The sequence below is a fragment of the Streptomyces nojiriensis genome (assembly GCF_017639205.1).
Taxonomy (GTDB): domain Bacteria; phylum Actinomycetota; class Actinomycetes; order Streptomycetales; family Streptomycetaceae; genus Streptomyces; species Streptomyces nojiriensis.
The window spans coordinates 54,666-67,782 of sequence record NZ_CP071139.1; the positions used below are offsets into that span (position 1 = coordinate 54,666).

16 protein-coding genes and 1 pseudogene are annotated in these 13,117 nt (G+C 71.1%); 2 read left to right on the plus strand and 15 right to left on the minus strand.

Translation table 11 applies throughout. The features are described 5' to 3' along the window. Positions 1-14: 14 nt before the first annotated feature. The 5 genes from JYK04_RS40880 to JYK04_RS00330 form a co-directional block, all read right to left on the minus strand. Positions 15-641: a hypothetical protein gene (locus tag JYK04_RS40880; RefSeq protein WP_229876902.1), complete on the minus strand. Its 627-nt coding sequence runs from the start codon at positions 639-641 to the stop codon at positions 15-17. After that, positions 638-802, minus strand: coding sequence for a hypothetical protein (locus tag JYK04_RS00315; RefSeq protein WP_189747467.1), 165 nt, complete (start codon positions 800-802; stop codon positions 638-640). The genes JYK04_RS40880 and JYK04_RS00315 overlap by 4 nt, the downstream gene beginning before the upstream one ends. Positions 803-1,202: 400 nt before the next feature. Next, a complete protein-coding gene (locus JYK04_RS00320) occupies positions 1,203-1,769 on the minus strand; it encodes a hypothetical protein (RefSeq protein WP_189747465.1) in 567 nt (188 codons plus the stop codon). 148 nt (positions 1,770-1,917) lie between these two features. Continuing rightward, entirely contained in the window at positions 1,918-2,112 is a 195-nt protein-coding gene (locus JYK04_RS00325; protein ID WP_033215998.1) for a ferredoxin, read from the minus strand. Positions 2,113-2,117: 5 nt separating this feature from the next. Continuing rightward, positions 2,118-3,329 (minus strand): cytochrome P450, encoded by a 1,212-nt coding sequence (locus tag JYK04_RS00330; RefSeq protein ID WP_189747463.1) that lies wholly within the window; start codon positions 3,327-3,329, stop codon positions 2,118-2,120. A 448-nt stretch (positions 3,330-3,777) separates the two neighbouring features. On the opposite strand from JYK04_RS00330, the gene JYK04_RS00335 reads away from it, so the two are divergent. Beyond that, positions 3,778-4,056: a hypothetical protein gene (locus JYK04_RS00335; protein ID WP_189747461.1), complete on the plus strand. Its 279-nt coding sequence runs from the start codon at positions 3,778-3,780 to the stop codon at positions 4,054-4,056. Between the two features lie 9 nt (positions 4,057-4,065). On the opposite strand, the gene JYK04_RS00340 is transcribed toward JYK04_RS00335, so the two are convergent. From JYK04_RS00340 to JYK04_RS00365, 7 genes and pseudogenes are all read right to left on the minus strand, one after another. Continuing rightward, the gene (locus tag JYK04_RS00340; RefSeq protein WP_244372101.1) at positions 4,066-5,433 is read right to left on the minus strand and encodes an ISL3 family transposase; all 1,368 of its coding nucleotides are present in this window, start codon (positions 5,431-5,433) and stop codon (positions 4,066-4,068) included. Between the two features lie 490 nt (positions 5,434-5,923). After that, the gene (locus tag JYK04_RS00345) at positions 5,924-6,874 is read right to left on the minus strand and encodes a hypothetical protein (protein ID WP_189747459.1); all 951 of its coding nucleotides are present in this window, start codon (positions 6,872-6,874) and stop codon (positions 5,924-5,926) included. Further along, positions 6,871-7,215, minus strand: coding sequence for a PadR family transcriptional regulator (locus tag JYK04_RS00350; RefSeq protein WP_189747457.1), 345 nt, complete (start codon positions 7,213-7,215; stop codon positions 6,871-6,873). Before JYK04_RS00350 ends, JYK04_RS00345 begins: the two co-directional genes overlap by 4 nt. 252 nt (positions 7,216-7,467) lie before the next feature. Further along, positions 7,468-7,932, minus strand: coding sequence for a hypothetical protein (locus JYK04_RS40885; RefSeq protein ID WP_229876901.1), 465 nt, complete (start codon positions 7,930-7,932; stop codon positions 7,468-7,470). Between the two features lie 172 nt (positions 7,933-8,104). Continuing rightward, positions 8,105-8,572, minus strand: a complete 468-nt coding sequence (locus JYK04_RS41815; RefSeq protein ID WP_229876900.1) for a hypothetical protein — start codon at positions 8,570-8,572, stop codon at positions 8,105-8,107. A gap of 132 nt (positions 8,573-8,704) precedes the next feature. After that, positions 8,705-9,217, minus strand: a pseudogene (locus JYK04_RS00360) (S1 family peptidase); the annotation flags it as partial. A 2-nt stretch (positions 9,218-9,219) separates the two neighbouring features. Continuing rightward, positions 9,220-9,507 carry a hypothetical protein gene (locus tag JYK04_RS00365; protein WP_189747455.1) on the minus strand — a complete coding sequence of 96 codons (288 nt, stop codon included), beginning with the start codon at positions 9,505-9,507 and terminating at the stop codon, positions 9,220-9,222. 298 nt (positions 9,508-9,805) lie between these two features. Between JYK04_RS00365 and JYK04_RS00370 the strand changes: the two genes are divergently transcribed. Then, on the plus strand, positions 9,806-10,660 hold the full coding sequence (locus JYK04_RS00370; protein ID WP_189747453.1) for a class I SAM-dependent methyltransferase: 855 nt from the start codon (positions 9,806-9,808) through the stop codon (positions 10,658-10,660). A 794-nt stretch (positions 10,661-11,454) separates the two neighbouring features. Here the strand turns inward: JYK04_RS00370 and JYK04_RS00375 are convergent. From JYK04_RS00375 to JYK04_RS00385, 3 genes are all read right to left on the minus strand, one after another. Beyond that, a complete protein-coding gene (locus JYK04_RS00375) occupies positions 11,455-11,715 on the minus strand; it encodes a hypothetical protein (RefSeq protein WP_189747451.1) in 261 nt (86 codons plus the stop codon). Next, positions 11,715-11,951: a hypothetical protein gene (locus tag JYK04_RS00380; RefSeq protein ID WP_189747449.1), complete on the minus strand. Its 237-nt coding sequence runs from the start codon at positions 11,949-11,951 to the stop codon at positions 11,715-11,717. The genes JYK04_RS00375 and JYK04_RS00380 overlap by 1 nt, the downstream gene beginning before the upstream one ends. Positions 11,952-12,679: 728 nt before the next feature. Beyond that, a complete protein-coding gene (locus tag JYK04_RS00385; protein WP_189747447.1) occupies positions 12,680-12,937 on the minus strand; it encodes a hypothetical protein in 258 nt (85 codons plus the stop codon). Positions 12,938-13,117 lie beyond the last annotated feature (180 nt).

Genomic DNA, 13,117 nt, shown 5'->3' on the forward strand with positions numbered 1-13,117 from the left:
TGTGACGAGCGGTGTCACCGGTCCTGCGCAGCCAGGAGCATGACCAGAGCCTTGGAGTAGGTCGTCCCGAGCCCGGTCGCCACCGCTTCGCGAGCCAGGCCGTCGTCGCACAGCACGCCAGCGGCCTCCCGGCCCACACGAGCAGCGATCCGCTTCAGCATCCCGGCGGCACGCAGCGCGGCCAGCGGCGCGCCCTCCGCCGTGACGATCAGCCGCTCGGCCATCTCCACCAGGAGCGCGGCCAAGGGCTCGGGCTGGGATCGGCCCGGTCGAACTCCGGACGCACGTCGCCCGCGCCGACCGAAGGGGTCGGTCGCCCGGGTGACCGACCCCTTCGACGTGTCCAGCCCCACCGTGCGCATACCCACCGAGGGAGGGGCGCCCCGGGGTCCGCCGTCACCGGGCGCGAAACGGTCAGGGCGCTTCGAGGGGTTCAATGTTGCCCAGGGCGGTCGGTAGTTCGCGGCCTCGGGCCGGATGTAGGCCCGGCGGGTCCAGCGCGGTCCGGTGCGGGTGGCGACTTCCTCGCGGACGACGGCCATCAGTTGGCCCTTGGTGCCGGAGGCGATGTCGCGGACCCGGTGGCCGAGCAGCGGGTGTGCCTCGTGTCCGAGGCCGAGGTCGCGACCGGTGTTCTTCACGCCTCGCCCCCGTCGGTGTTCTCCCGCTCCTTGTCCTGACAGCCGAGGAACCGGGCCAGGCCCCGGTACGCGCGAGCCGGCAGGTCGGCAAAAGGGGCGCCGTAGCCGGGCCGGGCGGGGATCCGGCGGGTGTGCTCCGGGCCGTTGGTGGGTGTGCTCATCAGGGGCCTCCGTGCTGCCAGTGGAATCCCAACACCCCTGACGCTAGGGATCCGGGCAGAAGCCCCTCAACGTTCTCGCGGGAAATTGCGGACCTTCACCCGTGCGCTGCGGCGGCCCGCCTGATCAGGGTGGCGCGGGCGCGCGCCAGGCAGCGATGGCCGGATCGTGGGGCGGGGGGGCTCGGCAGCGGCCCGGGCCAGGGCAGCCACGCCTGGTCGTCGAGGGCGACGCCGCGCTCGCCTTGATGGCGTCGGGTCAGCGTGGTGGCCGCCCCCTGCAGTTCGCCGGGCAGCCGCGTTTCCCGCCGGATATGCAGTGCCCGGTACGGCCCGGTCGAGGCCGGTGCGCTCGTCGGCGATGCCGCGTTCAGGGAGGAGCGATCCGGGGCGGCCCCTTCTCCTAGGGGGCGGCGGGATCGGCTCCTGGCCTGCCGAGTTTCCGGAGGAAGCGTGTCCAGCGTGATGCACCCGGGCCGTCTTCGGGTGGGGCCGGCAGCATGAACTGAACGACCGGGTGCGGGCACCAGGTGAGGTCGCGGACGCAGTCGCCCGGGATGCCCAAAACCTCGACGAGCGCCGCGAGGGAGGCCTCGTCGTCGGTGTGCCGGCGGTCGAGCCACACGGTGACGCCCGTGTCCTCCACCTCGGTGAACTGGCTCAGCACGAAGAAGCGCCCGCCCAGTCGGAACGTGGCGACGTCCACAGCGCCCAGGTCCTCCCAGCTCTGCTCCACCTGCAGCACCAGCCTGTCCGCGTACGCCTTCATAGGCGGTGGGAGCACACCGATCGGCCGGTGGGAGAGGGCGATCGAATCCCACATCCCGTACTGCACCGCGGGATTCGGATTGCCCTGGTATCCGGGCGCGGGCTCCCAGTCAGGTTCCGGAGCGGGCACCGCGACCGGCTCCCATCTCTTCGGCTGCCGGTGTCCGGCCGACCCGTCCCCTGCGGATACGCGCCCGCTCATCGCTGCCCTCCCCTTGACACACCCTCGGACGGACATCATCCCAGGTGGCCATCACCGCGCCCCCGACGTCCGGCAGCCCGGCGTCGGAGGCCGTGAAGCGCCCCGGCCGAAGGTGCGGCGCTACGAGCCCGGCGGTCCGGGAAGTTGCTCAGCTTTCCGCGACGGTGATCGCCGAGACCGGGCAGGCCCGGGCGGCCTCCCGTGCGAGCGGGCTGCCGTGGCCGTCCTCGCGGCCCGGGAGCACCTCGCTGAGCCCGTCGTCGTCCTGGGTGAACACCTGGGGCGCGGTCAGCGCGCACTGGCCGGCGCCGATGCAGACGTCCTGGTCGACCGAGATCCGCATGCCGCTCACCAGGCCACGGGGAGTTCGAGCATGCCCTGGATGGTGTCCCCCGGCTTGAAGGGGATCTCGTCCGGGTCGGCCGCCAAGCGCAGGCCCGGCAGCCGCCGGAAGAGGGTGCCCAGGGCGATCTCCATCTCGGCGCGGGCCAGGTTCTGGCCCAGGCACTGGTGGATGCCGAAGCCGAAGGCCAGGTGGTGGCGGGTGGGCCGGTTCCAGTCGAGCGAGTCCGGCTCCTCGAAGACCGTCTCGTCGCGGTTGATGACGGAGGTGGAGAAGACCACCCCCTCGTCCGGCCGGATCGTCACGCCGCCGACCTCGATCTCCTCGGTGGCCACCCGCAGCATGCCGTCGGCGATCGAGAGGAACCGCATCAGCTCCTCCACCGCCTCCGACATCAGCGACGGATCGTCGCGCAGTTCGGAGAGCTGCTCGGGGTGGCGCAGCAGTGTGTAGGTGCCGAGGGAGATCATGTTCGCGGTGGTCTCGTGGCCCGCGATCAGCAGGATCACGGCCAGGTCGACCAGTTCCTCCACGGTGGTCTCGCCGGTGGCCAGCCGGGTTGCGATCAGTTCGTCCAGCAGCCCGTCGCCCGGATCGGTGCGCTTCCGCCGGATCAGGGTCTCCAGGTAGGTGTCCAGCCGGCGGCGAGCGTCCTCGACATCGGCGGGCTCGGGGCCGCGCAGCAGCCGCCGCGACTGCCCCTCGAAGAACTCGTGGTCCGCGTACGGGACCCCGAGCAGCGAGCAGATCACCATGGACGGGACGGGCAGGGCGAAGGAACTGACGAGTTCGCTCCGCGTGCCGCGCGTCACCATCGCGTCGATCAGCCGGTCCACGGTCTCCTGGATCTGTGGCCGCATGGCCACCGTCCGCTTGACCGAGAAGCTCGGGATCAGCATCCGGCGCTGCCGGTTGTGCTCGGGGTCGTCCACCCCGAGCAGGGCGGCGCGCCGGCTCTGGATGCCCTTGAAGCGGCGGGTGGGGGCGGGGAAGGCCTCCTTGGTGCGGTCGCTGGACAGCCGCGCGTCGGCGAGCAGGGCGCGCGCCTCGGCGTGGCCGGTGACCACCCATACGGAGCGGCCGTCGAAGAGGCTGACCCGCGAGAGGGGCCGGCTCTCCCGCAGCGGCTCGTACGCGGTGGGTGGGTGGTAGGGGCAGGTGCGGTCCTGGGGGAAGGTGACGGCATCCGGCAGGGCATGGGACAGGGCCTCGGTCATGGAAAGCAACACCTCGCAAGCGATGGTTCCGTTCACGCCGGACTCCATTACATGCCTAAGGCACCTATCTCATCCATGCCAGTTTCGGCCAGTCCGCCCGGGTTCACCCGGGTGCGCGTTCCCGAGCCCCCAGGGGGAACGGGCCGGTCCGTCCTGGACGTCGTACGGGGCGGGGGACGGCCGCCTTGCACCTCGGCCGCATCAAGGGTCGGCCGATGCGGACGGTGACCTCGGGGAGGGGGATGTCGGAAAGGTTCAGCTGGAGCCCGGCCAGGGTCAGGTAGGTCTGCGAGTCGGTCAAGGCGGAGGTGGTGGACGGCGCCGGGGTCTTTGGCTACGTAGGTCAGAACTTGCTCTGGTCCACTTCTTGTGGGGGCTCACGGACAGTGATGTCAGTGGTGTGTGGTGGGATGTCCGGACTCTGCCGTTGATCCGTTGGGAGGCCCTCGTGACGTCCTCGCACCCGTCCCTGACTCGTGCCTTGGCCGAGGCTTTGGTCGATGTCCTGTGGTTCATCGACGGTAGCGAGGACGAGCAGATGGATCAGGACGACGCGGTCAAGGTCATGGAGGGTGTTGCCCACGTGGTCAGCACGCTGCCGAGTGATCAGCGACAGGAGCTGATCGAGCTGGTCGGGGAGATGGCGGACGCCGAGAACAACCCGGCTCGCCGCGAGTTCCTGGAAGCGTTCCCGCAGGGCTTCGGGGTGATCGACGATGTGTTCTGAGCAGCCCTTTCAGGAGTAGAGCAGGACGCGCTTGCGGAGGAGTTCGAAGCCGGCGCGGCCGAACATCTGGCGTTTCAGCACCTTGATCCGGTTGACATGGCCCTCGACGACTCCGGAGTTCCACGGTTGCGAGAGTCCGGCGCTGACGGCGTCGAGGTCGCGCTCCGGGTGCCGGGCGAATCGCTGGGGAGGCTCGGCAGGTCGGTGGTGGTCGCTGCTTCGATCCATGCCGGCAGCTGGTGGGCCCTGCAACTGGGTGAGCATGTGGGCGAAGGAACGGACGTGTCCGGCGAGTGTGTCCAGTTCGGGGCAGTTGGCCAGTACGTCCTTGAGCTGGATCCGATCTCTCTCGGTCAATGCTTCGGGACGGGTGAGGATCCAGCGGGTGACGGCTCGGGCGGATGGCGGGCGGGGGCCGACAGGCTGGGGTTTGCCGCGTAGGTTCCGGCTGACGTAGGCGCGAACGTTGCCGTAGCCGTCCGGGTAGCCCTGTTCCTTGATCTCCTCCCATAACTTCCAGGCGTTGGTGCAGCCCTCTTGCCACCGCTCGTCGAGGTAGGGCTTGAAGGCGTCGAGCTTGGTGGGCCGGCTTTGCCACTGGCCGGTGAACAACTGCTCCGGCTCCGCAGCATGGGCAAAGCGGAGGACGGTGCTGAAGCCCATGCCGAGTTGCCGGGCGATGGATCGCTTGCTGTGGCCGACGGCGAGGAGCGCGTGGACGGTAGCGTGCTTGGCGCGGGTCCTCTCAGCGAACCGGTGCCCAGTCGGCCACGGCGATGAGGCGGGCGGTTCCGATGTTCGCTGGAGCTCTTCGAGCAGCGCCGGTGCCGGTCGCAGACAGGCGCGGTGCCGGAAGACGCACTTCTCGGCGGCTTCGCCGAGGTTGTGCCAGAGGTGCCACCTGTCAGCGACCTGGAGAGCCTGCGGGGCGCAGCGGGTGGCTCCTTCGGCGTAGAAGCGGGCGCGGTCCCGGCAGATGATCTCGATCCCGGGCCTCTCGGAAAGCCAGGCTGCGAGGGTGTCCGCCTCCCGGTTCGGCAAGAGGTCCACGGGGCGGCGGGTCTCAACGTCGACGAGTACGGTTCCGTAGATCCGGCCCTTGCGTTGGGCGTATTCGTCGACCCCGACCACGCGGGGCGTGGCGGCGGGCGGATCCGGCAGCGAGGTGATCAGCCTCAGCAGGGTGTTCCGGCCGACTCGCACCCCGAAGGCGTCCGACATCCGGGCGCCGGCACGTCCCGCAAGCGCGAGCCCGACAGAGACCAGCGTCAAACGCAGCCGCTCCGTCCGCCGGCCGAACCGACGAGTGAGCCCCGGCACCTGTTCGACAAATGTCCCGCGCGGGCAGGACGCCTCGACACAGAGGAACCGGCGCACTCATAGCGACACCACGACCCGGTTGCCAGCGGTTGGCAGGTCATGGGGAAATCGCAGGTAGGAGCCGTGTACTCGCTCTGACCAACACCCGCAACCGGGCAGGCCGCCCCAATGCCCGTGGCCCGAGCCTCCACGCGCACGAGGGCGTCGGCCACCTCGACCAACTCCACCGACACGTTCTCCACGGACCAGAACAGCAGCTCATCCAGCTGCGGCCGTACATCGCTCACGGGGCAGAACTGTCGACCCCGCTCTTCCCCGGCAGGACGATTTTCGGGCGACCTCGTCAGCCATTCATCGACAAGCAAAAGTCACGCTGCGTACGCGACCACAAAGAGTGGACCAGAGCCGAAACTCACCCACAAAGCCACCCAGGGCGTCACGTTCCGCACCGCCCGAGGAGGAGGGCCGCTGAGGTGTGTGGCTTCGGTTCGGGTGCGCAGGCCGGGCTGTCACGGCTCTTCGGGGCCGTGACAGCCCGGCCTGCGGTTCAGGTGGTGCGCTTCCGGCGGCGTTGTGCGGTGACGGCGAGGAGGGGGATCGGCAGGACCAGGCAGAGCAGCACGGTGTTGCCCGGCAGGGAGTCCGCCAGGTACGGCTGGTTGACGATCGCTTCGCCTCGGACGACCGCGAACGCGGCGACGGGGACGAGCCACCGGTAGTCGCCGGCGGCTGCCGTCAGCGCCCACGCGGCGGTCAGCGCGGCGGCCTCCACGGCGAACTGGCCCAGCTGGAAACGCGGATCCGTCGAGGTGAAGTGCAGGGAGCCGGCCACGAACAGCGCAGCCGCCGCGGGGACGAGCCAGCCGTACGAGCGGCGGCGCAGCGGGCTCGGGCGGTGGACCGCCAACACGGTGCAGGCGAGGAGCAAAAGCCCCGAGAGCACCAGGTCATCGGAGCGCAGCGGAGCTCCGAGCCCGTAGTAGCCGACTCCCATTACGCCTTCGTCTCCGAAGAGCGTCGAGCCGGCGATCCCCGATCCGGCCATGAGCATCGCCGCCGAGGCCGGCAGGGCGATCCACCGCAGGCCGCGCACCAGTGCCACCAGGCAGATCAGCGGAAGCAGACCGTACGGGAGGAACCGCGTCTGGGTTTCGGCGCTCTGCGCCCAGGGGAACCAGCCCGCGTGGTGGAAGCCGACGGAGTGGTCCGCGGGGTCGATGCGCAGGGCCCAGTGCCAGACGTCCTGCAGGTACGGCACCAGCGCGAGGGCGGCGAGGACGAGGGCGGTCAGGTGGACACCCTCCAGCCACCACGGCCGGGACGTGTTCTCGCAGGCGGCACGGGCGCGGGCCGTCGCTCCTGCGCGCAGCAGTGCGAGCGCTTCGCGTGGGGGCGGCCAGGAGCGGCCGGGGTACGCCTCGGACAGGCAGCCCAGCACCTCCTCCCCCTGACGGTCGCGGTAGTCCTTGGGGTAGGCGGCGAGCAGGAACCGGTTCATGCCGGCACCACCCTGAAGGAGGAAGGGCTGCGGCCGATGACGACGGCCGCCGCCTGCTGCATGCGCAGGGCCTCCTGCCGGAGTACGCCGTCGCCGTCCTCGGTGAGGCGGTAATAGCGTCGGGCCCGGCCGTCCACGATCTCCTCGTGATCGGCTGCGATCCAGCCGGACCGCTCCATCCGGTCCAGCGCGCCGTAGAGGGTGCCGACGGCGAGCTTGACCCGGCCGTCCGTGGCCTGCTCGGCGGCCTTGATGATGCCGTAGCCGTGCAGGGGGCCCTCCTGGAGGGCCGCGAGGATGAAGTACTGCGGCTCCGTCAGAGACGGTGATCGTTTCGCCATGAGGGCCACCATATATCGGCTGTCGATATATGTGGGAGGTGGGGTCCTTCCTGTCCGCGCTGCCCGTGTCCGCAGCCTGGCGAACAGAGTCCGCAGGGCCGTCGGAGAGGGGCAGTGCGGCGAAGTCGTACGAGCCGGCCCGTCTTGTCCCGGTGCTCGACAACCAGTTGGCAGTGGCCCGCTTCAGCGCGGAGGGCTTCGAGGCCGCCGCCGTGGGGGGACGAGCCGGAGCCGTGACGGGCCCGGGTGGTGTCAGCGGCTCCCGTCGTCGGTGAGATGGCAGCGCAGGAAGGCCACGGGGGAGGCGGCTCCGGCCCGGCGCTGGGCCGCTTCGGTCAGCTGGGGGGCGTACGGGGAGCCGCCGGGGTCGGTGCACCGGCCGGGGTGGGCGGCGTCGTGGGTGGCGTCGTCCCAGGCCGGCACCTGCCCGCTCCGCGGCGACCACTGGGTGTTGAAGTGGTTGTGGTTCGCGCCCGGCATCTCCAACTGCCGGAACCCGGCGGAGCTCCTGGCGGTCGCCTCGGCGGCGAAAAAAGCGAGGGCCTCACGGCCGACCTGGCCATCGCAGGTGCCGCAGACCGCGGCCACGGGCGTCTTCGTGATCTCGTACGCGCTCACGTCCTCGGTCATCACGTTGTAGGCGGGGGCCAGCGCCATGACCGCCCTGGCCTCGACGCCCTCGGGCCACTGGGCCCGGTGCGGTCGGCCGCCTGCCACGTCACCCCCGCGCCGCCGCGCGAGTGGCCCAGGGTGGCGACCCGGTGCAGGTCGACGCGATGCCGGAAGTCGACTCGCCGGGGCTCGCCCGTGGCCGCGTCGCGGAACGCCCCGACGAGACCGCCGCGGCCCGAGGTGGTGAGCTGCTGCCACAGGGCAAGGTGCCTGTTGATCAGGTCGGCCCGCGCGGAGGCGTTGATGCCGTTGGCGCTGAGGGAGACCACGACGAAGCCCCGGCCGGCAACTTCCTCGCCGAGGTAGTCGTAGCCGCGGTCGTTGGGGATGGGGGCCTGCCGGGGGCGCAGGGCCCGCTGGACAGCTTCTGGCCGGCGGCGGCGTACCCGTCCCAGTCCCCGGCCCGTTCCACTGCGGACCCGGCCGCCGCCGCGGCCGGGTCGGCGCAGGTCCCGTGCCAGCCGTGCAGCAGAACGACGAGCGGCCGCGGGGTGCTGCCGAGGTCCTTCGGGCAGTGCACGGTCTCGGCGAGCTCGACCGGATCACCGGTTCCCGGCAGCCCGTAGGCGCGCTCGCCGAGGTTGCCCCGGGTCCCCCGGGCGTCGGAGGCGGACGCGGAGGCGGACGCCAGGGCATGCGTCAGGACGAGGGCCGCGGTGGCGGCGGCGGGCGTGCAGCGCTTCAAGGATGTGCTCCAGGGGCGGGGGCGATGGCGACGGCAGAACGGGTGATTCCACTGCGCCAGACGCCCGACCGGGCCCGGGGTTGCCGCCGGGCGCCGCACGGATTGCGGTGCGACGCCCAGCGGCCGGCGGATTCAGGAGTTGTGCCTGATGGTCTGCCGGATCCAGTCCGCGTAGGCGGGCGCGCTGGTGTAGAGGCCCGGGCCGGCCGAGCACGGGACGCCGGGGGCGCCCGGACCCGAGGTCACTCCGATGAGCTCCCACCGCCCGTGGCGGCCCTTCTGGAGTTGCGGCCCGCCGGAGTCCCCGAAGCACGCCATGGCCGCAGGCACGCGGCTGATCGTGCACAGCCGGGTCCGGTCCGCGTAGCCGGGGGCGCATTCGGCCTCGGCGCCCCGGCGTGTCCGGAGCTCCCGCAGCCGCTCCGCGAATTTCAGTTCGGTGTCGGATGTGGTGCCGAATCCCAGGATCCGGGTCGGGGTGCCGGGCCGTCCGGGGCGTTCCGCGATCGGGACGGGCTTCTCGGAGACGGGGCGGTCCAGGCGGACCAGGGCGATGTCGTTCTGGTTGGCAGCCTTCCCGTCACCGGTCACGAAGCCGGGGTGGACGAAGGTCCCTTCGACGGCCCGGACGGTCCCCCCGGACTTAGTCAGGGCAGCCAGGTGCAGGAGCCCCCGCTCCGGCGTTCCCGGAGCTGCCAGAACTTCAGCGACACGCATGGCCTCCCCTGCGCGGCCGACGGCACCACAGGGCCGGCCGGGGAGGGACGCATCTCCATGCCGTCGAGCCCGCCGACTGTGCCGGGCAGCATCTTGGTGATCACTGCCCCGTGCGGCAGCGGGCGCGGAAAGGGCAGGGCAACCAGGAAGGAGAGCAGCAGCGGGCTTGCCGTGACCTGATCCTCATCGGCGGGTTCGGGCTTGCCGGGCTGGTTCATCGGAACAGCGTTGGACCGAACGTGCTGGCATCGGAATGGCTTTTACGTGCCCGCTCGAAGACACCGCCCCTTCGACGCGCGGGCCGCTCACGAGGGAACCTGGGGCGATCCCGAAGTCGACACCAGACTGCTCGCCGACCACGACTCTTCCAGCAGCACGACGGCAGACCACAAGGTCGCTCCCGACCCACAGGGTGGGCCGCCGTCGTGCCGGTGATGTCCAGGAAATCGGAGGCGCCGCTGCCCGTGCGTCTCATACCCTCGGCCCCCACCGACCCGTCGAATTCCCAAGGACTCTGTGAACCACTCCGATCTCCTCGCCAAGGCCCCCTCGCTCGCAGCCGGCATGGCCGCCGCCGATCACAGCCCGGACACCCAGCTGTCCCAGACTCGCCACCGCGCCGCGCTCGTGGCGAGCTGGCACATCACACCCGGCTCAACCGTCCTCGAGCTGGGCTGCGGCCAGGGCGACATGACCGCCGTCCTTGCAGAGGCGGTTGGCCCACATGGGCGCGTGGTGGCCATTGACGTTGCCGACCCCTCCTATGGGACGCCGGTCACGCTCGGAGAATCGGCAGCCCGGCTCGCGGCGGGCCCTCTCGGGCCGCGCATCGACTTCCGCTTCGGCACCGACGTCCTCGACCCGTCAGTCGACTTCCCCGAAAGCACCTTCGACCATGTGGTGCTGGCACATTGCTCCTGGTACTTCACATCGCTCGGACAACTGCGCGACACGCTGGCCCGGGTACGGCCGTGGGCGCGGCGCCTGTGGTTCACCGAGTGGGACCTGACGCCCACCTCCGACGACCAGTTGGCGCACCTGCTCGCCGTACTGATCCAGGGGCAGACCGAGGCCGCGGGATCGCATGGCCAGGGCAACGTCCGCACACCTTTCTCCCGTGAGGGCCTGCTGCGGCTCCTGCCTGAGGCCGGCTGGACGGCCGACGGCAGCAGGCCGGTCGATACCGGAGAACTGCAGGACGGCGACTGGGAAATCGCAGCTTGCCTCGACCTGGTGGGAAGCGATGGGCGTCTGGCCGCGCTGCCCGAGCCGGTGCGACAGCTCGTCCTGAGTCAGGCCGACGTTCTCCGGGCCATCGCCAAGCCGCGCGGCAACCGCGCGCTCGCCGCGTATTCAGTCACCGCGAGCTGACATAGGCCCCCGGCGGCCGGACCGGTCAGGGTTCATTGAGATCAGCCAGCCTTCACCCGCCTCCGCTCCCAGGCCGCCATGTCTGCAACACCGCCCCGTCAGGGCACCGCGCCCTCCCGGACCGACCCCGCGTCGGTGCCCCGCTCCCGACGATGCGGCCCTGCAGACCCCAGCACACCGCCCTCGGCTGCCGCCCGCGCCAGGTCGGCTCCCATTGCCCTGCGCCGTGGGCGGGCCGCCGTAGCATCGACTTACCTGCCTCAGGCCGTTCCGTGAAACTGCCGCCGATCACGCCCCCGCACAGCCTCACGAACCGCGACGACAGCACGCGCCCGCCCCTCCGCCGCCTCGAACGAGCCCTCCCACACAAGGCGGTGGGCATCGTCGAAAGCCGCTTGGTGCCACGGCGCCGCAGCACCTCTCGCCCATGCCATCCAGGAGGACACGCCCCACAACCGACTTCGCAACGTCATGAACAGCGAGAATACGTTTCCGCTTGAACCCGTCACCGCCGGGTGGTGTCATCCTCGACGCGGGCCGGAGGTCATCTCCGGCTCCGTCTGACGGGCATCCGGCCGAGCCGGGTCGGAGGGACCGGGTACCACCGGCGCTCCTCACCGCTGGCAGCACGCTCCGACACCCCCGGGCGAGTTCGGTGGGCCTGCGGCTGCTGGCCGGGACATGCGTAGTGGGTCCGCTGACCTGGCCGAACGTCGACGCTCTACGCCGAGGTAGGGCACAGCTCGTTGCCCCTGGGTCGAGCATCGGTGTCCGCCACCTGGGGCCTTCGTGGGCTAGACCTCGATGTATGCGACGACGACCACGGTGTGCAGGGCGGTGACGAAGTACAGGACGCGGACGGCTTCGAGGTCGTCGGCGTACTGGCGCAGCTGGGGGCCGGTGGCGTCGCCGGGGATGGGTTCGCCGATGTCGGGGTCGACGGAGATGACGACCAGGGCGCGGTCCAGGGCGTGGATCTCGCGTTCGGTGGTGATGTTCTCCAGCTGTTTGGCGGCGGAGTCGGAGAAGGCGATGCGGGCGCGGCGCGGATTCATCAGGCGACGGCCGGGCGCTGTGCGACGAGGCGGGTCAGGTGGGCCTCGCGGAGCTCTTCCCAGGGGGTGCAGTCCTCGACCGAGGGCAGTCCGTTGGTGGCGAGGTCCTCCAGGACGGCGGCGAAGTGGTCGGCGTTGGCGCGGGTCCTGGCCGCGTACGCGCGGACCGCGTCAGCGGCAGCCGGCTCCAGCATCTGCCGGGCAGCGGCGTCGGCGGGGGCCGGCTGTTCGTTCATCGAAGGCTCCAAAAGGGCGCGGAACTGGCTCACCTCACGGTATCGCCCGGCTCCCGGGGCCGGGATCCCCTCCGCCGAATCCCTGGAACCAACAGGGCGGATGTTGTGGTGTGCCGTCACCGGTCCCCCAGGGTCAGGAGCAAGGCCGGCACCTTGGCGTGGGTGGCCCCGGGCGCGGATTGCCACGCTGACGCGTCCGTGTCTTTCCGCCTGCACGGCTTCGTCCGGTGGCATGCACGGGTTCGGAAGGCTCCCACCGGAACTCGTGTCCGTCAGCGGGCCCGGTGCTCCGTCCGACGCCGGGGCCGCAGCGAAGGTTCCTGCGCGGTCGTTCAGGGGAGGGGCGGCTATCGCCCCTGGTCCCGCCGTCGTCGTGCCCGTGGTCCCCCGCTGCCGGACGGCGGAAGGAGCGCCCGCCTCCGTTGCGGTCTCCACCCCCGTCGGCCACTGCGGGTGCGTGTCCGGTGGCAGGGCGAAGGGCACCTCGGTTCGGTCGTGCACAGCCCGGCGGAGGCAAGCCGTCAACTCCACACCCGCTCCTCGCCCGTTGGAGACGAGGAAGATGTTCACTCATGAGGGTGACACGACGGGCCGGGCATGCGCGGCGGCGCGGGCCGCCGGTGGTGGCGATCCGCGCCGTTTCTGATGGTGAGCCGGGGACTTCGTGCGGTGTGGGCGATGGGCGGGGGCGCTGTGTGGAGCGCCCCCTCGGCTTCGCGCCGGTGTCGTCAACGGCGCCGCAGGAATACGGCGATCAGGGCGGCCGTCAGCGGGGCGGCGACGGCCGCGACTGCCATGACCGGCTTGGTCAGATTCGGGTGCGCGGCGACCGCGTACCCGACACCGCCCAGGAGGACGAGGACGACGAGGGCCAGGAGCAGCAGGACGAGCGGGTCTGCGCCCGGGTTTCCCGCGGGCGGCCGCTGCGCCGGAGCCTCGGGCTCGGCCTGGGGCTGGGGCTGGGGCTGCGGGGTGTTGGCGGGCATAGGGGTTCCCTCCCGTGAGGGCCCGCGGGCGGTCCGCGGGCTGTAGCTCGCGGTCGGATCCGCGGCCTGGTTTCAGCCTCATGGGGGCGGTGATCTTGCGGGAGAGGGAACGGATGTTACATCGCGATCGGCAACGATCCGACCGCTCCGGCAAGGCGTTCCAGGGGTGTCACAGACTGC